Annotated in this window: 28 protein-coding genes; 13 read left to right on the plus strand and 15 right to left on the minus strand. The window is 68.8% G+C overall.

Translation table 11 applies throughout. The features are described from left to right. Window positions 1–27 precede the first annotated feature (27 nt). The 3 genes from ACTWQA_RS29665 to ACTWQA_RS29675 all read right to left on the minus strand — a co-directional run bounded on the left by ACTWQA_RS29665 (window position 28) and on the right by ACTWQA_RS29675 (window position 1614). Window positions 28–534, minus strand: coding sequence for a hypothetical protein (locus ACTWQA_RS29665; RefSeq protein WP_443162342.1), 507 nt, complete (start codon window positions 532–534; stop codon window positions 28–30). Then, the gene (locus ACTWQA_RS29670) at window positions 519–719 is read right to left on the minus strand and encodes a hypothetical protein (protein WP_443162343.1); all 201 of its coding nucleotides are present in this window, start codon (window positions 717–719) and stop codon (window positions 519–521) included. The genes ACTWQA_RS29665 and ACTWQA_RS29670 overlap by 16 nt, the downstream gene beginning before the upstream one ends. A gap of 292 nt (window positions 720–1011) precedes the next feature. Further along, on the minus strand, window positions 1012–1614 hold the full coding sequence (locus ACTWQA_RS29675) for a TetR/AcrR family transcriptional regulator (protein ID WP_443162344.1): 603 nt from the start codon (window positions 1612–1614) through the stop codon (window positions 1012–1014). 87 nt (window positions 1615–1701) lie between these two features. On the opposite strand from ACTWQA_RS29675, the gene ACTWQA_RS29680 reads away from it, so the two are divergent. Then, entirely contained in the window at window positions 1702–2523 is an 822-nt protein-coding gene (locus ACTWQA_RS29680; RefSeq protein ID WP_443162345.1) for a class I SAM-dependent methyltransferase, read from the plus strand. 117 nt (window positions 2524–2640) lie between these two features. Here ACTWQA_RS29680 and ACTWQA_RS29685 read toward each other — a convergent pair whose 3' ends face one another. After that, window positions 2641–3564, minus strand: coding sequence for an AraC family transcriptional regulator (locus ACTWQA_RS29685; protein ID WP_443162346.1), 924 nt, complete (start codon window positions 3562–3564; stop codon window positions 2641–2643). A 113-nt stretch (window positions 3565–3677) separates the two neighbouring features. On the opposite strand from ACTWQA_RS29685, the gene ACTWQA_RS29690 reads away from it, so the two are divergent. Then, window positions 3678–4229, plus strand: coding sequence for an NADPH-dependent FMN reductase (locus ACTWQA_RS29690; protein WP_443162347.1), 552 nt, complete (start codon window positions 3678–3680; stop codon window positions 4227–4229). 280 nt (window positions 4230–4509) lie between these two features. Here the strand turns inward: ACTWQA_RS29690 and ACTWQA_RS29695 are convergent, their stop codons facing one another. Together ACTWQA_RS29695 and ACTWQA_RS29700 are read right to left on the minus strand one after the other, a co-directional pair. Continuing rightward, window positions 4510–4980, minus strand: coding sequence for a MarR family winged helix-turn-helix transcriptional regulator (locus ACTWQA_RS29695; protein WP_443162348.1), 471 nt, complete (start codon window positions 4978–4980; stop codon window positions 4510–4512). A gap of 170 nt (window positions 4981–5150) precedes the next feature. Further along, complete coding sequence (locus tag ACTWQA_RS29700; RefSeq protein ID WP_443162349.1) at window positions 5151–5891, minus strand: VOC family protein; 741 nt, start codon at window positions 5889–5891, stop codon at window positions 5151–5153. A gap of 365 nt (window positions 5892–6256) precedes the next feature. Here ACTWQA_RS29700 and ACTWQA_RS29705 point away from each other — a divergent pair, with 365 nt between their 5' ends. The 8 genes from ACTWQA_RS29705 to ACTWQA_RS29740 all read left to right on the plus strand — a co-directional run bounded on the left by ACTWQA_RS29705 (window position 6257) and on the right by ACTWQA_RS29740 (window position 11157). Next, window positions 6257–7318 carry an LLM class flavin-dependent oxidoreductase gene (locus ACTWQA_RS29705; protein WP_443162350.1) on the plus strand — a complete coding sequence of 354 codons (1062 nt, stop codon included), beginning with the start codon at window positions 6257–6259 and terminating at the stop codon, window positions 7316–7318. Then, the gene (locus tag ACTWQA_RS29710; RefSeq protein ID WP_443162351.1) at window positions 7315–8043 is read left to right on the plus strand and encodes an NAD(P)H-dependent oxidoreductase; all 729 of its coding nucleotides are present in this window, start codon (window positions 7315–7317) and stop codon (window positions 8041–8043) included. The genes ACTWQA_RS29705 and ACTWQA_RS29710 overlap by 4 nt, the downstream gene beginning before the upstream one ends. A 26-nt stretch (window positions 8044–8069) precedes the next feature. Then, window positions 8070–8420 carry an NAD(P)H-binding protein gene (locus ACTWQA_RS29715; protein ID WP_443162352.1) on the plus strand — a complete coding sequence of 117 codons (351 nt, stop codon included), beginning with the start codon at window positions 8070–8072 and terminating at the stop codon, window positions 8418–8420. Beyond that, the gene (locus ACTWQA_RS29720) at window positions 8375–8539 is read left to right on the plus strand and encodes a hypothetical protein (protein WP_443162458.1); all 165 of its coding nucleotides are present in this window, start codon (window positions 8375–8377) and stop codon (window positions 8537–8539) included. Before ACTWQA_RS29715 ends, ACTWQA_RS29720 begins: the two co-directional genes overlap by 46 nt. Window positions 8540–8642: 103 nt before the next feature. Further along, window positions 8643–8969 carry a PadR family transcriptional regulator gene (locus tag ACTWQA_RS29725; protein ID WP_443162353.1) on the plus strand — a complete coding sequence of 109 codons (327 nt, stop codon included), beginning with the start codon at window positions 8643–8645 and terminating at the stop codon, window positions 8967–8969. Further along, on the plus strand, window positions 8966–9322 hold the full coding sequence (locus ACTWQA_RS29730; RefSeq protein WP_443162354.1) for a DUF1048 domain-containing protein: 357 nt from the start codon (window positions 8966–8968) through the stop codon (window positions 9320–9322). Before ACTWQA_RS29725 ends, ACTWQA_RS29730 begins: the two co-directional genes overlap by 4 nt. Window position 9323: 1 nt before the next feature. Next, window positions 9324–9650, plus strand: coding sequence for a DUF1048 domain-containing protein (locus tag ACTWQA_RS29735; RefSeq protein WP_443162355.1), 327 nt, complete (start codon window positions 9324–9326; stop codon window positions 9648–9650). 625 nt (window positions 9651–10275) lie between these two features. Next, window positions 10276–11157 carry an NmrA/HSCARG family protein gene (locus tag ACTWQA_RS29740; RefSeq protein ID WP_443162356.1) on the plus strand — a complete coding sequence of 294 codons (882 nt, stop codon included), beginning with the start codon at window positions 10276–10278 and terminating at the stop codon, window positions 11155–11157. 97 nt (window positions 11158–11254) lie between these two features. On the opposite strand, the gene ACTWQA_RS29745 is transcribed toward ACTWQA_RS29740, so the two are convergent. Continuing rightward, window positions 11255–11602, minus strand: a complete 348-nt coding sequence (locus tag ACTWQA_RS29745; RefSeq protein ID WP_443162357.1) for a winged helix-turn-helix transcriptional regulator — start codon at window positions 11600–11602, stop codon at window positions 11255–11257. A gap of 158 nt (window positions 11603–11760) precedes the next feature. Between ACTWQA_RS29745 and ACTWQA_RS29750 the strand changes: the two genes are divergently transcribed. Beyond that, complete coding sequence (locus tag ACTWQA_RS29750) at window positions 11761–12642, plus strand: NAD(P)-dependent oxidoreductase (RefSeq protein ID WP_443162358.1); 882 nt, start codon at window positions 11761–11763, stop codon at window positions 12640–12642. Between the two features lie 24 nt (window positions 12643–12666). On the opposite strand, the gene ACTWQA_RS29755 is transcribed toward ACTWQA_RS29750, so the two are convergent. Continuing rightward, window positions 12667–13248: a TetR/AcrR family transcriptional regulator gene (locus ACTWQA_RS29755; RefSeq protein ID WP_305925016.1), complete on the minus strand. Its 582-nt coding sequence runs from the start codon at window positions 13246–13248 to the stop codon at window positions 12667–12669. Between the two features lie 93 nt (window positions 13249–13341). Here ACTWQA_RS29755 and ACTWQA_RS29760 point away from each other — a divergent pair, with 93 nt between their 5' ends. After that, window positions 13342–14202 carry an NAD(P)-dependent oxidoreductase gene (locus ACTWQA_RS29760; RefSeq protein ID WP_443162359.1) on the plus strand — a complete coding sequence of 287 codons (861 nt, stop codon included), beginning with the start codon at window positions 13342–13344 and terminating at the stop codon, window positions 14200–14202. Between the two features lie 53 nt (window positions 14203–14255). Here ACTWQA_RS29760 and ACTWQA_RS29765 read toward each other — a convergent pair whose 3' ends face one another. Beyond that, window positions 14256–15101 (minus strand): helix-turn-helix transcriptional regulator, encoded by an 846-nt coding sequence (locus ACTWQA_RS29765; RefSeq protein ID WP_443162360.1) that lies wholly within the window; start codon window positions 15099–15101, stop codon window positions 14256–14258. A gap of 138 nt (window positions 15102–15239) precedes the next feature. Here ACTWQA_RS29765 and ACTWQA_RS29770 point away from each other — a divergent pair, with 138 nt between their 5' ends. Next, window positions 15240–16019 (plus strand): NAD(P)H-dependent oxidoreductase, encoded by a 780-nt coding sequence (locus ACTWQA_RS29770; protein WP_443162361.1) that lies wholly within the window; start codon window positions 15240–15242, stop codon window positions 16017–16019. On the opposite strand, the gene ACTWQA_RS29775 is transcribed toward ACTWQA_RS29770, so the two are convergent. The 6 genes from ACTWQA_RS29775 to ACTWQA_RS29800 form a co-directional block, all read right to left on the minus strand. Continuing rightward, window positions 16016–16906, minus strand: coding sequence for a GNAT family N-acetyltransferase (locus ACTWQA_RS29775; protein WP_443162362.1), 891 nt, complete (start codon window positions 16904–16906; stop codon window positions 16016–16018). The genes ACTWQA_RS29770 and ACTWQA_RS29775 overlap by 4 nt on opposite strands. Window positions 16907–16944: 38 nt before the next feature. After that, a complete protein-coding gene (locus ACTWQA_RS29780) occupies window positions 16945–17637 on the minus strand; it encodes a LysR family transcriptional regulator substrate-binding protein (protein WP_443162363.1) in 693 nt (230 codons plus the stop codon). A gap of 97 nt (window positions 17638–17734) precedes the next feature. Then, window positions 17735–18655 carry an SDR family oxidoreductase gene (locus tag ACTWQA_RS29785; RefSeq protein WP_443162364.1) on the minus strand — a complete coding sequence of 307 codons (921 nt, stop codon included), beginning with the start codon at window positions 18653–18655 and terminating at the stop codon, window positions 17735–17737. A gap of 116 nt (window positions 18656–18771) precedes the next feature. Further along, window positions 18772–19203, minus strand: a complete 432-nt coding sequence (locus ACTWQA_RS29790) for a MarR family winged helix-turn-helix transcriptional regulator (RefSeq protein ID WP_443162365.1) — start codon at window positions 19201–19203, stop codon at window positions 18772–18774. Between the two features lie 47 nt (window positions 19204–19250). Then, entirely contained in the window at window positions 19251–20312 is a 1062-nt protein-coding gene (locus ACTWQA_RS29795; RefSeq protein WP_443162366.1) for an alkene reductase, read from the minus strand. A gap of 77 nt (window positions 20313–20389) precedes the next feature. Continuing rightward, window positions 20390–21295 carry an NADP-dependent oxidoreductase gene (locus ACTWQA_RS29800; protein ID WP_443162367.1) on the minus strand — a complete coding sequence of 302 codons (906 nt, stop codon included), beginning with the start codon at window positions 21293–21295 and terminating at the stop codon, window positions 20390–20392. Between the last annotated feature and the right edge of the window lie 56 nt (window positions 21296–21351).

A 21351-nucleotide genomic window follows, 5' to 3' on the forward strand; every position in this document is an offset into this window, starting at 1 on the left:
TTGGCTGACATACATACCGGTGGCCCTTCAGACGTACGGGCGGCGGCACCGTCTTCGAACGCGACCACGACCTCGACAGCCGGTCGGGCGGAACAGCTCGATCGGCTCGTCAAGCTGCTCGACCGCCGCCACAGGTCCGGGACCTGCCGGAGTTCGATCACTGGGAGAGCGTAGCGGTCGCGCCGGCCCGGGCGCCGCGCCGCAGCGGAACCAGCCGCGCCGGCGGGCCAGCCAGATGAACGCGATCGTCAGCAGCACGCCGAACACCACCGTGTACGGGCTCGCCTCCGGCCCGAACGCGCCACCGGTGAGCAGGGCCGGCCCCGATGTCACCCCGTCCAGCAGCCCCTGCGGCGTGCCGTTGCCGGAGACCTCGGTACCGAAGATGCCGGCCGCGGCGAAGTTCCAGCCGAAGTGCAGACCGATCGGCAGCCACAGGGTGCGGGTGGCGGCGTAGGCGGCGGCGAGCATCCCCACACCGATCAGCACCCCCCGCCCGGTGGCGGCCGCCGCCCCCTTCACGGCCACTTCCACGGGGGGCGGCGTTCGGACCATCGCACCACCCTGGCGTACACGAACACCGCGAGCGCGGCCGTCGCGAGGCCGAGGACCAGGGTGAGAGGCGCGTTCCCCTGTACGGCGCCCACGACCATGCCCCCGGCGAAAGCGACTGCCCCGACGGCCACGAGCTGCTTCAACAGCCGCAGGACGACTCCCATGACGACTCCTTCGCGAGTTGCCCGCGGCCGGAGCGCCGCGGCTTCACCGGTAACGCTAGGGATTCGAGGGTCCGGAATCGTCACCGTGCGGTGGGCTCTCACGGGGGACAAGCGGTCAGGTCAAGGGCTGACTCCCGCTACGACCAGGCCGAGGAGCCGGTCCGCCGCGACCCCGCGAGCGACCGCGCGAAGGCCGTCGAGCGCTCGGGTCGGTCCACGCCTCTGTGACGCGGCCGCCCGGCAGTGCGATATCCAACTGTCGGCGCCAAGATCGCGTCGGCGTCCAACCAGCTCATAGCAGTCGTCTTTGCACGACATCGGCGATGACGGCGTTCACGACCTTGCCGACTTCCTCAGGCTCGGGCGGGACTCCCTCCCGGCCGGCGAACAGCATGTGCCCGGCCCCGATCAGGGAAAGCGCCAGCGCATCCACATCGGCGTCCGCCGCGATGCGGCCCAGCTCGCACTCCTCGTTCAGATAGGCGGCGATCATGGCCGCGGCATCCGTCAGGACCGGGACACCGGGAGCCGGCCGGGCCTGACGCAGCCGGGCACGCAACTCGTCCCGGAAGATGACGAGACCGACGATCGCCACGGCGACCGAGTCGAACAGGTCAATAAGCGCCCCGGTCAGGTTGCCGGCGACGGTGCCGGTCCCGGCGGAGCCGCGAAGGGCGTCGGCCTGGCCCTCGAGCCGGGCGATGCGGTCCCGCACGAGCTCGGCGAGGAAGGCGTCGAAGTCCTCGAAGTGCCGGTGCAGGACACCCTTGGCGACGCCCGCCTCCGCCGTGACAGCCCGGCTGGTCAGGCCGTTCGCCCCGTCCCGGAGCAGGACGCGCTCGGCGGCGTCGAACAACTGCTGCCGCACATCCCGGAGGGCCACTCCAGTCGGCATCCCCGTTCCTCCTTCTTCACACGCCTTCGCCCACCACGAACTGCTGCCCGGGTTGCATAGTGGGCATCTGCCCACTATGGTGGGCGCATGCCCACTATAGCGCAGGAGCAACCAGAGCCTCCGCGGAACGAGCCCCATAAGGCCAGGCAGATGGCGGAGTCGTTCGGGGTCCACGCCGAACGCTACGACCGGGCCCGGCCCGACTATCCCGACGCCCTGGTGCGGCAGATCATCACCGCCAGCCCCGGCCCCGACATCGTCGACGTCGGCTGCGGCACCGGCATAGAAGCCCGTCAGTTCCTGGCGGCCGGGTGCAAGGTGCTGGGTGTCGAGCCGGACGTCCGGATGGCCGAGTTCGCCCGCCGCACCGGGGTTGAGGTCGAGGTGGCGACGTTCGAGGACTGGGACGCCGCCGGTCGTACCTTCGACGCGGTCGTCGCCGGGCAGTCCTGGCACTGGGTGGACCCCGTCGCGGGCCCGGCCAAGGCGGCGCGGCTGCTGCGTCCCGGCGGCCTGCTGGCGGTGTTCGCGCACGCCTACGACGCGCCGCCCTTCGTCGCGGAGGCTTTCGCCACCGTCTTCCGGAAGGTGGCGCCCAACTCGCCGCTCAGCGCCGGACCGCCGAGGCCGGCCCAGGACATCTACCAGGCGATGTTCGCCACGTTCGCCGACGGCATCCGGAAGACGGCCGGGTTCGGCGAGCCGGAGCAGTGGCGATTCGACTGGGAGCAGTACTACAGCCGCGACGATTGGCTCGACCTGCTGCCCACCACCGGCGCGCTCACCCAACTCCCACCAGACAAACTGGCCGAGGTGCTGGAGGCCGTCGGGGCCGCCATCGATGCGATCGGAGGCCGCTTCACCATGGCCTACACCACGATGGCGATCATCGCGTCACTGAACGCCTGAGTCGCCCACTACTCCGAGGGCACGCGGGCCGGGAGCCCCAACGGCGGTAGACCGTGGTGGCGTGCACGCCTGCGCGGGCGATGACCGGGACCGTCAGCAGGTCGCCACCAACCAGGCCTAGGCCACCGCGACTTGGCGGCGGTACCGGCCGGGCGCCACGCCGAACTCCCGCTTGAAGGCGTTGCCGAAGGCGAACTCCGACCCGTACCCCACCCGCTCGGCCACCTCCGCCACCGACGCGTCGGACTCGCGCAGCATGCGGGCCCCGCTCACCAGCCGCCACCAGGTCAGGTAGGCCAGCGGCGGCTGCCCGACCAGCCCCGTGAAGCGGCGGGCGAAGCCGGCGCGTGACATGCCCGCGTGGGCGCCGAGCGACTCGACCGTCCAGCGGCGGGCCGGGTCGCGGTGGATGGCGTCGAGCGCGCGGCCGACACCGGGGTCGGCCAGCGCGGCGGCCCAGCCGGACAGGGTGCAGGGCTCGTCCTGGGTCTCGATGTAGGCCCGCAGGACGTACAGCTGCAACATCTCCAGGAGGGACGACACGACGGTGTCCGTGCCGGGGCGGGGGTTGTCGATCTCGGCGGCCAGCAGCTCGACCGCGGACCGCAGCTCCGGATGGTTGCCCAGCGTCGAGGGAAGGTGGATCACGCCGGGCAGCGAGCCCAGGATCGGGTGCGTCCTGTCGAGGTCGAGCCGGTAGCCGCCGGAAAGGATCACCGTCTCGGCCCCGGCGCCGCCGAAACCGGCCGAGGCGAACAGCTTGGAATGCGGATCGCAGTCCGACTCGGCCAGCGGCCGCGCGGGATCGTCGGCCAGCCCGAACGGGTCGCCATGTGGCAGGAACACCACATCGCCCACGCTCAGCGGAACGGGCTCGCCATCCGGGGGAAGGAGCCAGCAGGACCCGCGCAGCACCACCTGGAAACCGGCGGACCCGGGCGCCGGGCGGAACGACACGCCCCACGGCGCCCGCCAGGAGATGCGGGTGGAGGTAGGGCGCCCGCACCGCATGAAGGCCACCACGTCGCTCAGCATGTCCATGGGTGGAGTCTAGCGCCTGAGACGCTGGCGTATAAATGTTGGACGGTAGCGCATTCAGTATCTCAGCAAGTCTCCCTACGGTGGTTCGAGTAACCGATTGAGGGAGCATTGACATGCTGAAGGTAGGCATCATCCTGGGCAGCACCCGTCCCGGCCGCAACGGCGAGGCGGTGGCGCACTGGGTCCGCGATCTGGCGGTCAAACGAGGCGACGCCGAGTACGAGCTCGTCGATCTGAAGGACTACAACTTGGGCAACCTGGACGAGCCCGAACACCCCTCCACGGGCAACTACCAGCACGAGCACACCAAGCGCTGGGCGGCCAAGGTCTCGTCCCTGGACGCGTTCCTGATCGTGACCCCCGAATACAACAACTCGTACCCCGGCGCGCTCAAGAACGCCCTCGACTTCCTGTACACGGAATGGACCAACAAGGCGGCCGGGTTCGTCGGCTACGGCGTGGATGGCGCGCCCCGGGCGATCTCGCACCTGCGGCACGTCCTGGGCCTGCTCAGCGTGGCCACCGTATCGAACCAGGTCGGGCTGTCGATCAATACCGACTTCGCGGACGGCTTCCGGCCCGCCGCCGCCCATGAGGACCGGCTGAACCTCGTCCTCGACCAGGTCCTCGCCTGGGGTTCCGCCCTGCGTCCGCTCAGGGGGTGAGCCCCTTCGACCGGGCCATGGTCCCATCGGGGATGACTGCGGCGGCGCCTGATGTCGTTCCTGTCCGGGCAATGACAGCGACCGCGTGCGGGTCGTCATGCCTTTCCGCTGAGCGAGACCGGTGGGGGATGTTCGAGCCGACTACGCGGGCGACAGTGTTGTATTCGCTCCCGTCGCGGCAGAGGACGGCCATCAGTCCGACCTGCTGACGACCCGGGTGCCGGCGCCGCCCCAGGGCTCAGGAAGGTGCCCACCACGGGGTGTGACATACCCGGGGCGGCTACGAGGTGTGCTGATTCGGCTCGCCCCGGTCGTCCGGGGCGAGCCGCGCCCAGACGTCGGCGAGGCTGCGCAGGTGCTCGTCCTCGAGCCGGTCGAAGAAGAGCCTGCGCAGGTCGCCGTACTGCTGGCGCCAGGCCTTGCGCATGAGTGCCCTCCCGTCCTTGGTCAGGACCACCGTGAAGCCACGGCCGTCGTCGGCCGACCGATGCCTCTCGATCAGGCCGCGACGCTCGAGCCGGTCGGCGAGCCGGGTGAACCCGCCGCTGGACATCAGGCGCTGCTGGGCGAGCTCTGACATCCGCATGCCGTTGCGACCGGCCTCACCCAGCAGTGCCAGCACGCTGTATTCGGCCATGCTCACGTTGAGCGGGGCAAGCCCGGCCTCGACCTCACGCCAGATCCGATCGTGAGTGAGCAGGAATCCCCGCCACGCCTGGTCTTCAAGCTCTCGCAGCTTGTCGGTCGCCATGAGCAGCACGGTATCGGCAGGTCAGCTCGAGAACCAACCGATGTGTCTGCCTGCACAGCAAACCTTGTTCGCGGCGAGGACATCGTGTTGGCAAGCCCGTGCGTGACCTGCTCGCCCCGACGTCGCGCGGCTTGCCGCTGTCCGGCACGCAGGCGGGGGAAGGCTCCGCGTCAGGCCCGACCGAGGACGCAGAACTCGTTGCCCTCCGGGTCGGCGAGGACGATCCACGAGACGTCGCCCTGGCCGACGTCGGCGGGCGTCGCGCCGAGGGTCCGCAGCCGGGCCACCTCCGCCTCTTGATCGTCAATGGGGTACGGCACCAGGTCGAGGTGGACGCGGTTCCACACGGTCTTCACGCCGGGCGTTGTGCGGCGGAACTCAAGATACGGCCCGACACCCTTGGCCGAGCGCAGCAGCACGTGATCGTCGGTCACGTCATGCAGGGTCCAGTCCACTGCCTCGCCCCAGAAGCGGGCCATGGCCCGCGGGTCCGCGCAGTCGACCACCACCGCGGCGATCGGCCCGGTATCCCGGTAGATCTCCCGAGGCTCCAGCACGCAGAACACGTTGCCCTCCGGGTCGGCCAGAACCGTCCACGGAACGTCGCCCTGGCCCACGTCGGCGGGCGTCGCGCCGAGCTCCTTCAGACGCGCGACCAGCTCGGCCTGATGGGCCGCAGAGGTGGTGGCGAGCTCGAGGTGCACGCGGTACTTCACCGTTTCGGGGTCCGGGACGGTGACGATATCGATGTAGAACGCGGCGGGGTCCGGCCAGGCGAAGCCCTCGGGCTCGAGGTTGGTCACGCCGGGTCCCTCGCTGGAAACACCCCAGCCGAGCGCCTCCGCCCAGAACCGGCCGAGCGCCGAGTCATCCCGAGCTTTGAAATTCGCCTGAATAAGTCGCAGCGCCATGCCGCCCACCCTATGCCCAACGGATCAACCGGGATGAACCACGCACCTTCGGTTGGTAGACGGCTTCCTTCCGGCGGGCACGGCACGTAGCGTGCGGGCATCGCCAGGATACGCGAGGACTGTTGACGACCTCCTCACGCACGAGCCACAAAATGCCTGCACAGGCAACTATTTGGCCTTTGGCGTTGCCTCGATTCCGTACCTGAGCTCGCCCTGGAAGTCTCACCGGGCCGCCGGGCCGCGAGCGAAGCACGTCACGCAGAAGCCAGGCAGCATCCGGAATAATTGCTTGCGCAGACAGGTTGAGGGATGCGGATCAGCGGTCGGAGGCGCGCGGCGCCGCCCTCCGCAGAAAGGGAAACGACATGCCATTCGAGATCGGCATCATGACGTTCGGGGAGCTCACGGAGGACCCGGCCACCGGGACCCTGCCGTCCCCGCGGCAGCGCGTCCGCGAGACGATCGAGCAAGCGCAGGTCGCCGACCAGGCGGGCCTGGACGTCTTCGGCGTGGGGGAGCACCACCGCACCGACTTCGTCGGATCAGCGCCGACCATCCTGCTGGCCGCCGCCGCGGAGAAGACCGAGAACATCAAGCTGACGAGCTCGGTCACCGTGCTCAGCTCGGAGGACCCCGTACGCGTCTGGGAACAGTTCGCCACGATCGACCTGCTGTCCGCCGGCCGCGCCGAGATCATCGCCGGCCGCGGCTCCTACACCGAGTCCTTCCCGCTGTTCGGGTACGACCTGAAGGACTACGCGGACCTGTTCCGCGAGAAGCTCGACCTGCTGCTCAAGATCCGCGACCAGAACCCGCTCACCTGGAAGGGTCGCTTCCGCGCGCCCCTGGTCGACGCCGACATCGCACCCCGCGCCGACGGCGACACCATCCCGATCTGGGTCGGGGTCGGCGGATCGCCCGCCTCCGCCATCAGCGTCGGCCACCTCGGCCTGCCCATGGCACTGGCCCTGCTGCTCGGCCCGATGACCTTCCACGAGGAGACCGTCCAGCTCTACCGAGCGGCGGCAGCGAAGGCCGGGCACGACGCTGACGCTCTGCCGATCAGCATGAACTCGCACGGGTTCGTCGGGCGGACCAGTCAGAGCGCGCGGGACACCATGTACCCCTACTTCGCCAGAGGCATGATGGAGAACAACCACCAGCGCGGCGTCGGCCTCCGGCTTCCCCGGGCCGCCTTCGACGCGCAGTCGTCGCCCGCGGCCGGACTGCTGGTCGGCAGCCCGCAGGAGCTCATCGACAAGCTGCTCACCTACCACGAGCTGTACGGCGTCACCCGCGCCATCATCCAGATGGGCTTCGGCGGCATGCCGCACAAGGAGCACCTCGAGGCGATCGAACTGCTCGGCACAGAGGTGGCACCCGTCGTGCGCCGCGAGGTCGCACTGCGCGAGAAGAGCGTGGCATGACTGGCGTCCCGCAAGCAGGCAACGCAGATCCGGTCACGCCCCTGCGGGGCCCGACCCTGCGAGTCGTCGTCGTCAACGGCAGCCCCAGTGAGCCGTCCAAGACCATGGGACTCGTCGACGTCGTTCTCGACACCCTGAAGGACATGCTCCCCATCGAGGTGTCCCGGGTCGACGTGTACCGCTTGGGCGAGGGGTTCACCGGCGCGATCGAGCGCGACGACGTCACGCCCGAGGTCGAAGACTCGCTCCGGCTCGCCGAGGATGCCGATCTCCTCATCGCCGCCGCACCCGTGTTCCGAGGTACGTACCCCGGCATGTTCAAGCACTTCTTCGACCTCGTCGACCAGTACGCGCTCGCGAACAAGCCCGTCCTCCTTGCCGCGACGGGCGGAGGCGACCACCATGCGCTCGTCCTGGAGCACGCCATGCGGCCACTGTTCGCCTTCTTCCAGGCGTTGACGATCCCGGTCGCGTTCTTCGCATCCGCCGGAGACTTCGACGGCACGACACTGCTCAACCCTCGCATCTACGGACGCATCCAGGTCGGGCTCACTGACGTCGCAGACCTTCTCAAAGCTCACGCGACGGGCCCTGGGGCAACACAGGACCACGGACCAGCGAACAGCCGGCCCCCGCACAAGCCACTGGCCCTCTCGCCGAGCGCATCCAGCAGGCAGAAGCCCGAATCCGCGGGCTCCCATTCCCACCTCACCCCAACTCACTGACACCTACTCTGCGACAGGGAGTATCCATGTCCACTGTGTTCGTGGCCGGCGCCACCGGCCGCCTGGGCCGTCTGGTCATCGACAGTCTGCGACGACGAGACGTGCAGGTCCGCGCACTCGTCAGGCCCGGCAACACCAAGGGCCGCCAGGCCTTCGACGACCCGGCCATCGAGGTCGTCGAAGGAGACATCCGCGATCCCGCCGACCGCCTCACCCGCGCCCTCCAGGGAGTCGACGTCGTTGTCTCCGCCGTCCAGGGGGAGCCGACTACGGTGACAACCACTTCGCCGACCTCCGCAAGAAGGCCGCCGAGGCCTACCGGTCCAGCACCGTGGCACCCACCTCAGTCCTCAACGGCGCCTTCCTCGAGATCCTGAACATGCCCTTCTACAACTGGGTCGACTGGGAGTCCGGCACCTTCAGCTACTGGGGTGACGGCGATCAACCCGTCGCCAGGCCGGGTGGTGATGTCGAGTATCCAGTCGCGGGCCGATGATGCGAAGCGCTCACCGCTGGCTGGGCATTGGTTCGCTACTCTGTGGTACCGTGTACTGGTACTCGGTACTACAAAGTACCAGGAGAACCGAAGAGGACCCACGATGGACGACCTGACGGAGATGCTGAAGGGCACGCTTGAGGGCTGCGTGCTGGAAATCATCGGCAGCGAGGAGACCTACGGGTACGCCATCACGCGTCGGCTGAACGAACTCGGCTTCGCCGACGTCGTCGAGGGGACGGTTTACACCATCCTGCTGCGGCTGGAGAAGAAGAGGCTCGTCCAGGTGACGAAACGACCGTCCGGGCTGGGCCCGCCGCGCAAGTTCTATGCGCTCAACGACGCGGGGCGCGAAGAACTCGCGACGTTCTGGGCGAAATGGGAGTACGTCACATCGCGGATCGACAAGCTCAAGGAGGGCGGGAGATGAACTTCTGGGAGACCATCACAGGCAGCGATCTCACCAGGGAATGGAAGGCGTTCGAAGCTCGGGCCGAGGCATTGCCGGCCGACTACCGGGCGGCGTGGGGAGAGATCATAGGTCATCTTTTTCCCTACGGGGACTTCACAGGTCGAAACCTGATGCCGATTCTCGACGGTGCTCTGGGGCTGCTCGAAGAGACAGCGTCCGATGGGCAGAGCATTCACGAGGTGCTGGGTGACGACATCAAGGGCTTCTGCGCGGCGCTGGCGGGCGGAGAAGGGGCTCGGAGCTATCGCGACCGGTGGCGCGAGCAGTTGAACAGGAACGTCGCAAGGAAATTGGGCCGGCTAGGAGGCTGACGTGGGCATCCAAGACATCATCGAGGGCAAGAAGCAGTGGCGGGCGCACATGGCGCGGGTCAAGGCGCTCCCGCCGGACTATCGGATCGTCTACAAGGAGATTCAGAGGTACATCTTCAAGGTCGGACCGATCGACTTGCTTGACGGGTCCCTGCTCTCAGGGATCCTCGATTTCTTCGAGGAGGGTGTCGCGGCCGGCAGGGGAGTCCTGGAACTCATCGGCAACGATGTCGCTGCCTTCTGCGACGACCTGATCAAGGACTCGCGCACCTACGCGGACATTTATCAGGAGTCCATCAGCGGGAAAACCGGCACGGCCGAGAAGTAACACCCTCGGGTCCCTGACCGTCGACAGCCTGCTTGCCGCTGCGCGCGCCGAGTTGCGCCGGCTGTCTCCCGCCGAAGCCGCCGGATCGTCGCGGTGTTCACCAACGGCCGGTCGCGGTGGTAGTCGCGGCGCGCCTCATCGTCGGCGGCGCATTCACCACGCGACAGCGCCGGCGGCTCGTCAGCGGCGAGCAGCGCAGGCGGCGTCCCGGTCAGCGCATCGCCGGATTCCCCGGCCCCGTCGGGCAGCTCAGGCGGCTGCGTGTCGGCAGGCTCCCACGCTGGAGGACGGTGAGCGGTCGCGCCGCTCAGTACCACGGCCGGGAGGGCAGCCAGGAGGTGAGCGGCGTGCTCAGGACGCGGGCCCCGGAGAGCAGCCGCCGACATTTCGCTCCTCAGCCGGATGCTTGCTTGATGTGCCGCCAGGTTTGTGATCGTGCGAGGTGGACGGGGCGGCCGGCCTGACGGGTGGTGGTCAAGGTGGTGGGCAAGCTGTCCGGCGCTTGACCTCAACTGTGGTTGAGGTCCCAGAATCACTGACGGCGGGCGGCGCGGCCGGATGGGGCCGGTCGAGACGCGCCCGCATGTCCTGGCTATTTCCCATCCCAACCATGGAGATGCTTGTCATGACCAAAATCGTCGTCGTTGGCGCCACCGGCAAACAGGGTGGCGCGGTTGCCGACCTGCTTCTGGAGCGCGGTCACGAGGTGGTGGCGTACGTGCGCTCGGGGGAGTCGCCGGCCGCGAAGGCGCTGTCGGCTCAGGGGGCGCGGCTTGCCACCGGCGACCTCGCCGATCCCGGCGCGCTCCAGCAGGCCTGCGCGGGCGCCGATGCGATTTTCGGCCTGTCGGTGCCGTTCGGCGCGGGCGGCAAGGACGAAGAGGTCGCGCAGGGACGCCTGCTCGTCGACACCGCCGCTCGCCTCGACGTCCACCTGGTGTACTCCTCTGTGCGGGGCGGCGACCAGCTGGTGGCCACCAACGTCGACCACGCCGACAGCAAACAGCTCGTCGAGGCGTATGTGCGTGAGCAGCCGGTGCGCTCGACGGTGCTCGGCCCGGTGTACTTCATGGAGAATGTGCTCAACCTCGGCTTCAGCCGGCTCGGTGACGGCCTGCTCGCCAATCCGCTGACTCCCGGCAAGCCGCTCGACCAGGTCAGCGTCCTGGACATTGCAGGCATGGCCGTACATGCCATTGAGAACCCCGGCGAGTTCATCGGCGAGCGGATCGACATCGCGTCCGATCGCGTCACCGGGCAGGAGGCGGCCCGGATTCTGAGCGAGGTGCTCGGCAGGGAGATCCCCTACCAGCAGTTGCCGCTGGACATGGTGCGACAGTGGGCCGGCGAGGAAGTGGCCACGATGTTCGAGAGCTTTGAGAACAACACCGATTTCCTTGACATCGAGACTCTGCACGCCAGATACCCCGCCGTGCGCTGGCACAGCTACGCCGAATGGGCCAAGACGGTGGACTGGGACAGAATCCTCACGGGACAGAACGGCTAGATCAGCCCACGCCGGGCGCTGTCCGGGGCCGGCGCCCCGGACAGCCAGGCCGGGAAGGACACTTGGACGATCCAGCGGCCCGCAGATCGTGGTGTGGTCATAGGTCCCAGGGGATGGCCTCGATGCGCTCGATGTGCTCCTCACCCCACTCCCCGAGCGGCGCCATCGCGGTGTTGAGCGAATGACCGAACTCGGTGAGCGAGTACTCCACCTTCGGCGGAACCTGGTGATACACCTCGCGATGCAGCAGCCCGGTGGCCTCCATCTCCCGCAGCTGCAGAATCAGCACCCGCTCGCTGACGCCGGGGACCGCGCGCCGCAACTCCCCGAAGCGCAAGGGATCATCCTGGAGCGCGAAAAGGATCAGTCCCTTCCACTTGCCTCCCATGACGGCGATGGCAGCGTCGAGACCGCAGGTGAATGTCCGTTTCCTTGCCTTCGTCATCGGCCCATACTCACATTTTTGTCAGTACATGGCGAAAATGTCGGTACTTGAGAGAATGTCGGTGTTCCGGCCAGCATGGATCAGGCGCCGCGCCAAGACCAGGGCGGTTCTGCGAGGCAGCACGCTCACCTCCTTATCTCTGTGGCTGGAGTATGCATATGACGGGGAAGAACGCGACACCGGTGACCGTCATCGGGCTGGGTTCGATGGGCAGGGCACTGGCCGAGGCCTTCATCAAGGGCGGGCACCCGACGACTGTCTGGAACAGGACCGCCGCCAAAGCCGTGCCCCTCATCGCCATGGGAGCCGAGCATGCGGAGGCGATCGAGGACGCGGTGGCGGCAAGTTCGCTGGTCATCACCTGCCTGACCACCTTCGATGACACCCGGCTGGCGCTGCGGCCGGCCGTCGCGTCGCTGCGTGGACAGTCTCTTGTCACCCTCAACAGCGGTTCCCCCGCGGACGCACGCGAGACGGCCGCCTGGGCCATCGGTCATGGGGCCCGATTCCTGGCCGGGGCGGTCAAGAACGTGCCTTCGGCCATCGGGGCGCCGGGCACCCTGCTGTACTACAGCGGCGACAAGACGGTCTTCGAGGAGTTCGAGACAACCCTGAAGGTCCTGGGCGGCGACACCGTCCACCTCGGCGACGAGAGTGACCTCGCCGCCCTGTACGAGATGGCGGTGGGCGCCATGCTGCTGCCCGCGCTCGTCGGCTTCTTCCAGGGCGCCGCCGCCGTCCAGGCGCGCGGGCTCGAGGCAGCCTCCATGGTGCGGTTCGCCGGCAAGTGGCTGGACATGATCAAGTCGCTGCTGCCGATCTATGCCAACGAGATCGACAGCGGTGACTACACCAACGCCGCCTCCTCCGTGAACCTCTTCCTGGCCGGGGCAGCCCACGACGCGGACCTGGCCAAGGAGACGAACGTCGACACGACCTGGCTCGCGCCCCTGCACGACCTGGTGAGGCGGGCGGCCGAGGCAGGCCACGGCGAGCACAACATCTCGGCCCTCACCGAGGTGCTCAGAAAACCGGCGTGACAGCCATCCGTGGACCGGCTCAACTCATCGGTAGGAGTCGATAAGCCGTGCGAGGTGCCGACCGGCGATCTCCAGGGGTGCCTCGCTCTGGGACACCTGCGCCGACAACTCCGCGCCCTCCAACAGGTTGATCACGCTGTGGGCGAGGTCGTGTGCCAGGTCGTCGGCGAATCCGGCACGGCTGAGCTTGTCGCGGACCAGCGCGCGCCAGTTTTCGTAGGCGTCCTCTGCGGCCTGCTGGATCTCGGGCACCCGGCCCGCGCTCTCCAACGCCGTGGTGGTGACGGGACAGCCGTCCAGCCAGCCGGACTCGCGCAGCCCCTTCGCCAGGTCTCGAGTGCAGGTGACGATCGCCGCGGCCGGATCGTCCTCCCGGTCGAACGCCGCGCGCAGGAATTCCGCGAACTCTCGGTCCCCATGGCGGACCGCCTCGACCGCCAGCTCCCGCTTCCCGCCCGGGAAGAAGTGGTAGACCGAGCCCAGCGTGGCCTGAGCCTCCTGGGAGATCTGCTTGAGGCCCGTCGCCTCGTACCCCTGCCGCTGCATCAGGCGAGAGGTCGTCCGGACGATCCGCTCGCGGGTGCCGATCTCGTGCTGAGTTCGCATGGCTCTCATCGTACTGGGTAGAGCGTTCGTTCTAGTCGTGTGCTACCGTGTCAGCTAAATAGAGCGTTCGTTCTACTCGTGAGGAGATCGTGGATGAAGGCTGTGACGGTGATCGGGTTGGGCCCCATGGGGCAGGCCATGGCCGGCGCCTACCTCGACAGCGGCTACGAAGTGACCGTGTGGAACCGTACTTCTGCCAGGGCAGACGTACTGGTGGCGCGGGGTGCGAGGAGAGCGGAATCCGTCGAGGCGGCGCTCACCGCCAACGAACTGGTGGTGTTGAGCTTGACCGACTATGACGCGATGGATGCCATCCTGGCACAGGCCCCGCGTACCGCCCTGAGCGGACGTACCCTGGTCAACCTCACCTCCGACACCCCGGACAGGGCACGTCAGGCGGCCGCGTGGCTAGCCGAGCGCGAGGCCGTGCAGATCACCGGTGGCGTGCAGGTGCCGCCTCCAGGCATCGGCACGCCGGACGCCATGACCTACTACAGCGGACCCAAGGACGCCGTCGAGGCGCACAGATCCGCCCTCGAGGTGCTGACCGGGATCGAATATCTCGGCGAGGACCAGGGACTGGCGGCGCTGTACTACCAGATCGGGATCGACATGTTCTGGACAGCGCTGGCAGGCTATCTGCACGGCCAGGCGGTGGCGGAGGCCAATGGCATCTCGGCGGAGGATTTCCTGCCGCACGCGGTCAAGACCATGGACCTTCGCTATTTCCTGGAGTTCTACGCGCCACGCATCACTGCGGGCAACCACGAGGGGGACGTCGACCGAATCTCCATGGGCGTGGCGAGCCTGGAACACGTGCTGCGCACCACACAAGCGTCCGGCGTGGATGGCTCACTTCCGGCCGCCGTCCTGAAGATTTTTCGCCAAGGCGTCACCGCCGGCCATGGCCAGAACAGCCTCACGAGCTTGGTCGGCGTGCTGAAGCGACGCTGACGGATCACCAACGGTGCACCGCGCCGACGTCGCATGTGCCGGTTTCGGGGCTGTTACCTACCCAGCTGTGCTTGGGCTGTGGGACGGACGTCACCATCGGCGTCCAGGCCGGCCAGGAGCCGCAGAGCGTCCGCGGAGGGGCTGCCGGGGGCCGCCGAGAGCACCAGCAGCTCCATGCCCGATTCATCCGGCAGCGCGAAGTTCTCCTGGTGCAGGTCCAGTTCCCCGACCAGGGGGTGCCGGTAGGCCTTGCGCCCGTAGGTCCGCGCCCGCACGTCCGCGCGGGCCCACAAGCGCCGGAAGCGCTCGCTGCCCATCGCCAGCTCCCCTATCAACGAGGCCAGGCGCGGATCCTCGGGGTATTTTCCGGCCGCCAGGCGCAGGTGCCCGACCACGTCGCGGGTGCACTGGTCCCAGTCGGCGTACAGGCCGCGCTCGGTCTCCTCCAGGAAGATGTGCTGGGCCGTGTTCAGGCCTTTCATGGGGCGGCCGTACAGCAGTTCGGCGAGGCGGTTACCGGCGGCGGCGTCGAGGCGATGGTCGACGATGAGCGCGGGCGCGTCGGTGATCAGGTCCAGGACCCGCCGCAGTTCCGGGCGCAGCCGCCCGGTGGGCGACTTCGCCTTCCGGCGCCGCTGCCGGGCCAGCCGGTAGAGGTGCCCGCGTTCGGTGTCGTCGAGCCCGAGGACCCGCGCGAGTGCGTCGAGCACCTGCTCCGAGGGCTGCGTGGCGCGGCCCTGCTCGAGGCGCACGTAGTAGTCGACGCTGACCCCGGACAGGTGCGCGACCTCTTCGCGGCGCAGCCCTTGGACCCGGCGGCGGCTGTCGACCGGGATGCCCGCTCCGGCCGGGTCGACCCGGGAGCGGCGAGTGCGCAGGAAGCCCGCGAGATCGTCCATCGGCCAAGTATCTCGCGGGCGCCGGCGGTGAAGGTGGCCCTGCCGTTACCAGGAAGCCGGGTCCGACGGAAGTAGCGCCCCTGAACGGCGGCCGCCCGGGTGTGAAGGATCGAAGGCACCTGATCCAAAGGAGTTCGCATGAAGACGCTGATCGTCTATGCCCACCCGGAGCCGAGGTCGCTCAACGGCTCGCTGAAGGACCTGGCGGTGGCCACGCTGGAGAAGGCGGGGCACGAGGTGCGGGTCAGTGACCTGTACGCGATGCGCTGGAAGGCGGTCGTGGACGCTGGGGACTTCGGCCCGTCCGCTTCGAGCCCGCTGAAGGTCGCCGCGGACTCGGGGCGGGCCTTCGACACCGGGACCCTCATCTCGGACGTCCGCGCCGAGCAGGAGAAGCTGCTGTGGGCGGACGTGATCATCTTTCAGTTCCCGTTGTGGTGGTACACGATGCCGGCGATCCTCAAAGGCTGGGTTGACCGGGTCTTCACGTACCGCTTCGCGTACGGTGTCGGCGAGCACAGCGACGTCAAGTACGGGGAGCGTTTCGGTGAGGGGACCCTCGTGGGCAGGCGGGCGCTGCTGTCGGTGACCGTCGGCGGCCCGGAGTCGCACTACGCCGAGCGCGGGATCAACGGCCCGATCGACGACCTGCTGTTCCCGATCCACCACGGGATCCTTTACTACCCGGGGATCGAGGTGCTGCCGCCGTTCGTGCTGTACGGCACGGACCGGGCCACCGACGAGGACTTCCCGGACATCGCCAAGGCCTGGGAGCAGCGGCTGCTGACCTTGGAGTCGACCGAGCCGATCGCGTTCCGGCGGCAGAACTTCGGCGACTACGAGATCCCGTCGCTGCACCTGAAGGAGGGGCTGGAGCCCGCGGGCCGCTCGGGATTCGGGCTGCACGTCCGGCCCTAGGGCTGGAGGTCGTTGGAGAGGTTGATCCGGATCTCCGTGTTGCGGTATCCGGCGCGCCCGAACGCGGCCGCCATCGGCGCGTTGCCCACGTCGGTGGTGGCGGTGACGCGTTGCTCGCCGTTGGCCGCGTGGATGCGGGTGATCTCGGCGAGCACCTCGTCCACGTAGCCGCGCCCCCGGAACTCCGGGACCACCCCGAGATACCCGACGTTCACGTTGTACGGCGTCGCCGAGGGGATCGCCATGCCCGCCACCTCACCCTCGTGCGTATAGGCGATCCGCCACCACTCCCGCTTGCCCGGCGCCCTGAGATAGAAGTCCATCTCGTCGCGCGCGGTCGCGTCCACGCCCTTGGCCGCCAGGTTCGCCCGGGTCTGGGCGTCCAGGCTGCCCTCGGCGATTCTCGTGAACACCGCCAGGAACTCTTCGTCGGAGGCCTCGGCGAACCGCAGCACACCGGTCGCCGGGGGCACCCCGTCGGCGGGTGCCCACTCGTACTGCAGCCGCTCCACTTCCCGGGTGAGGCCCGCCGCGTGTGCTGCCGCCCGCCGCCATTCCACGGCCACCGAGATGGCCGGATCGTCCCGCCAGCCGCCGACCGCCTTGATCGCGTACTGCACCGGCTGCGGGAATCCGGCCAGCGCGGCCCTGATCAGCTCGGCGGCGATGGCGGCGCGGTCACCCACTGCGGGATCCACGTCGAGGCAGTCGAGCGCGACCGGGTGCATGCTGTCCCTCGGCCCCCACCACAACGCCCGTCCCACGACGCGGTCGTCAACCTCGGCGATCCAGGTCCATTCCGGCCGGTACATGTCCTCGGCCAGATCTGCGAGGTAACGGTCGGCGGGGATCCAGCCGACGGGCTCGGTCACGATCCACGCGGTCACACGGTCGAGGTCGGCAGAGACGGTAGGGCGACAGGAGATCACCCGCATAAACTAGCGGACCTTTGTCTGTCATCATCTGAGCCAAGTGTCCGGTCATTCCTTGAAGCCCACCCGCGCGCGGCCGGAAGTCCTTCCGCACGGTTGGGAGCTGCCGTGGCCACGGGGAGGGCTCCGTGCATCCAGGGCCGTCTCATCGGCGCCGGGTCGCCGCACCGAGCTGGCGACCGGGCTGGAGTCGCCGTTGGGTCTGACGCCCTGATGGCGGCTAACCGCCCGTGAGGTGGTCTGGGCGGCCTTGAGGAAGGGCGTGAGCAGGCGGTTGTCATCGCCTGCGCGCGTGGCGAGGGCGACCTGGCTCGGCTCCACTCCCTCCAAGAGATGCCGGTGACGCCGGGGTGGAGGGTCTCGGCGCGCAGGCCGGCCGAGACGATGGCCACGGCCTGTCCGGCCGCGATGAGTTCGAACTTCTCCTCAGGAGCCTCGACGAGCGGGCCGTCCGGCGCGGGACTGCCGCCTGGCCGCGGGTCGATCCGCCAGTAGGCGTCCCAGGTCGCGTCGGGCAGACGGGGGAGGGCTTCGTCGCCGATGTCGTCGAGAGTGACGTGCTCCTTGCGGGCCAAGCGATGATCGCGAGTGACGAGCAGGACCCGCGGCTCGTCGTAGAGGATCGTCACGTGGAGCCCGTCGTCGCGGAGTTCCTTCACCGGAACAGTCTTACGGAACACCTCCACCTGGGGCTCTGTCTCGGCTGGCTGGTGTTCCGGTAGGGAATCGAATTCGGTAGGGCAGCCTAAGGTGTCCTGGTCAGGGCGCCGGGACGCGGGCCTGTCACCGGTGCTGTGCAGTGCCCAACTCGTCGCTATACCGGGTGAGGACGTCCTCGGCCATGGGGACGGGGCCGAACAGCTGCTCCTGGCGGCGGGGGTCGGCGACGTAGCGGCCGGTGTCGAACCAGCCGAACATCGCGGCCATGTCCTTGATCAGGGGCATGAAGCGGCCGGCGATGGCTCCTGCGGTGCGGGCGACGGCGGACGGGACAGCCCACACTTTGATCTTCTTTCCGGCCCTGCTGCCCATGAGGTCGGCTACCTCGCGCATGCTGACCGGACGGTCCCAGCCGATGTCGATGCGCTCACCGTCGTCGGCCTCGGCGTCGACTGCGGCTGCCAGGTACGTCGCGAGATCGGAGGTGTGGACGAAGGTCAGCGGGACGGTGGTCTTGCCGATCCAGATCAGGCGGCCCTTGTCGATCGGGTCGCCCGCCATGCTCGCGATCTGGTCGAGGAACGCCCCCGGGCGCAGTGCGAGGAACGGGACGCCGAGCTGTTCGAGTTTGTCCTCGGCGAGCTTCTTGTGCCAGAAGTGTGGGACATCGGGCGTCTGGTCGCTGGTGAGGATGCTGGTCAGGACGAACCGTCGGATGCCGGCGCGGTGGGCGGCCTCGGCGAGGTTGGTGTTGCCGAGGGTGTCGATGTCGTGCGCGTTCTTGCCGCCGCGGGTGTAGCCGGCGGCGGTGGTGATGACGGCATCTGCGCCGTTCATGGCGGCGACGAGCGAGTCGAGGTCGAGCATGTCGCCGCGGGCGATCTCCACGCCCCGGCTTTCGAGCCTGCTCGCGTCGGTGGCCGACCGGACCAGGGCACGGACGTTCTTGCCGCGCTTGAGTAGTTCGTCGACGACCTTACCCCCGAGAGAGCCGGTCGCCCCGACGACGAGGACCGGGAGGGTGGTGGAGCCGGTGGCAGGCATGGGTTTTCACTTTCCATCAGGTCAGGAGCAAGGGGCTTGGTTGCCGAGGCCGAAGGCGGATGGGACGGGGTGATGCGGCCGTCCTCGATGTGCAGACGGCCGGCCGCACCGGCTGGTTACTCGGATTCTTCTTGCGGAAGCGCGCGGCTGGTTAGCGCCTCGGCGATGGCGTAGGCGGTGTCGACGAAGGACTCCGCCTGCTGCTCCGACAGGTTCCGCGCGGAGGTCTCCTCCAGGGCCTGCCACAGGGCCGCTATGGGTTCGCGCATGGAACGGCCCTTGTCAGTGAGGTGGACCACCATGACGCGCCGGTCATGTGCGGCCGGCTCGCGGACGACCAGGCCGGCATCCTGCATGCGGCGCAGGGACTTGGAGACGGTGGAGTGGTCCAGGCCGACGCTTTCGAGCAGCTCGGACTGAGTCTGGCCGTCCCGGTCAAAGAGCTGCATCAGCAGCAGTTCCTGTCCGGGATGCAGGTCCATCGCGCGAAGCAGGGCGGCGGCGTGGGCGCGGTGGGCGCGGGCGAGCTGGAAGATCGCGTAGCTCATCGGCCCTTTGCTGGCCGTCGTGGGGATGTGGGGCATGGTTCGGTGCCTCAATCCGTGTAGATGGGGTAGTCGGTGTAGCCGACCGCACCGCCGCCGTAGAAGGTGGCCGGGTCGGGGGCGTTCAGCTCCGCGCCGGCGCGGAGCCGCTCGACCAGGTCCGGGTTGGCCAGCGCGAGGGCGCCGACGGAGACCAGGTCGGCCGTACCGTTGTCGATGTCCTTGGCGCGGGTGGGCAGGTCGGTGCCGCCCCGGTTGAGGATCAGCGTGGCCGGCCACTGCGCGCGCAGGGTTTCCAGCAGAGCTTCCTCGCCCACGTGCATCACGTGGAGGTAGGCCAGGCCCAGCGGGCGCAACGCGTCCAGGAGCGCCGGATACAGCTCGGCGGTGTCGGACTCGGCGATGTCGTTGTAGGGGTTGCCGGGGGAGATGCGCAGACCGGTGCGCTCCGCGCCGATCTCGTTGGACACGGCGGCGGCGACCTCGACGGCGAAGCGGATGCGGTTGTCAAGGGAGCCGCCGTAGCGGTCGCTGCGCTGGTTGGTGTTGTCGGACAGGAACTGGTGCACCAGGTAACCGTTGGCCCCGTGGATCTCCACGCCGTCCGCGCCCGCCGCGACGGCGGCCGCCGCGGCGCGACGGAAGTCGTCGACCGTCGCCGCTACCTCCTGCGTCGACAGCGCACGGGGCGTGGGCATCTCCTGGGGTCCGGACGCGGTGAACATCACGCCCTCGGGGCGGATCGCCGACGGGGCGACCGGCCGGCGCCCGTGGGGGGTGTTGTCGGGGTGGGAGATGCGTCCGACGTGCATCAGCTGGATGACGATCCGGCCGCCGGCCGCGTGCACGGCGTCAATGACCTTGCGCCACCCTGCGATCTGCTCGTCATGGTGAATGCCGGGAGTGAGGAGGTAGCCCTGGCCGTCGGCGGAGGGCTGCGTTCCCTCAGTGATGATCAGCGCGTGCGAGGCCCGCTGGGCGTAGTACTCGGCATTCAGCTCGGTCGGGACGCCTTCCGGCGTGGAGCGGTCCCGAGTCATGGGGGCCATGACCAGGCGGTGTGGCAGGGATGTGCCGCCGACAGTGGTCGGCGTCCACAGAGAGTCCAGCATGCATGGTCCTTCGGTGCGGCGAGGCCCGGGTGGGCATCGGGAAACGGCGGGCGGGGTGGACGAAGAGGCGAGCGTGTTCAGCCGACGGTGAGAACGAGCTTGCCCCGGACATGCCCGGCGTCGCTGACCCGCTGGGCCGTGGCGGCCTGGTCGAGCGGATAGGTGGTGACGGTGGTGACGATCTTGCCGGTGGCGGCGTCCTGGGCCAGGGCGGCCAGGCGGTCGGCCGAGGCCCCCGCGGGACCGCTGGAGAAGGTGATGCCGAGCTGCTGCGCGCGGAAGTCGGCGATGGTGACGATGCGATCGGTGCCGCCCCGCAGGGTGATGGAGTCCTCAAGGGCGCCCTTCCCGGCCAGGTCGAACACCGCGTCCGCGCCGTCAGGGGCGAGCGCCCGGACCCGCTCGACCAGGCCCTTGCCGTACACGGTCGCGGTGGCGCCGAGCGAGGCGAGGTAGTCCTGGTTGCCGGGGCCGGCGGTGCCGATGACACGTGCTCCACGGGCCGTGGCGAGCTGAACCGCCAGGGTTCCGACCCCTCCGGATGCACCGTGCATCAGCACGGTCTCCCCGGCGGCGACACCCAGCAGATTCAGGACCCGCTCGGCGGTCTCACCTGCCACCGGCAGCGCGGCCGCGTGCGGCCAGTCGAGGGCGGCGGGCTTGGGGGCCACGATGGTGGCCAGCGCGTACTCGGCGTACGCGCCGGTGTCCGACCAGCCCAGCACCTCGTCGCCGACCTGCACGCCCTGCACGCCCTCACCCAGGGCGTGCACCACGCCGGCGAGCTCGCCACCGGGAACGGCGGGGAAGGTCGTTGGGTACACGGCCTCCAGCATCCCGGAGCGGATCTTGCCGTCTAGCGCGTTCAGCCCGGCAGCCTTCACGCGGACACGGACCTGCCCGGGGCCGGGCTGCGGGACCTCGATGTCTGCCTCGTGCAGTACTTCCGGGCCGCCGAAACGGTCGAAAACCATGGCTTTCATGACAGCTCCTAGCGTTGCGCCACACATTAGGTGGCTAGACACATAATCACCGTAGC

Origin of the sequence: Nonomuraea sp. 10N515B, assembly GCF_052245915.1 — a bacterium.
Classification (GTDB): domain Bacteria; phylum Actinomycetota; class Actinomycetes; order Streptosporangiales; family Streptosporangiaceae; genus Nonomuraea.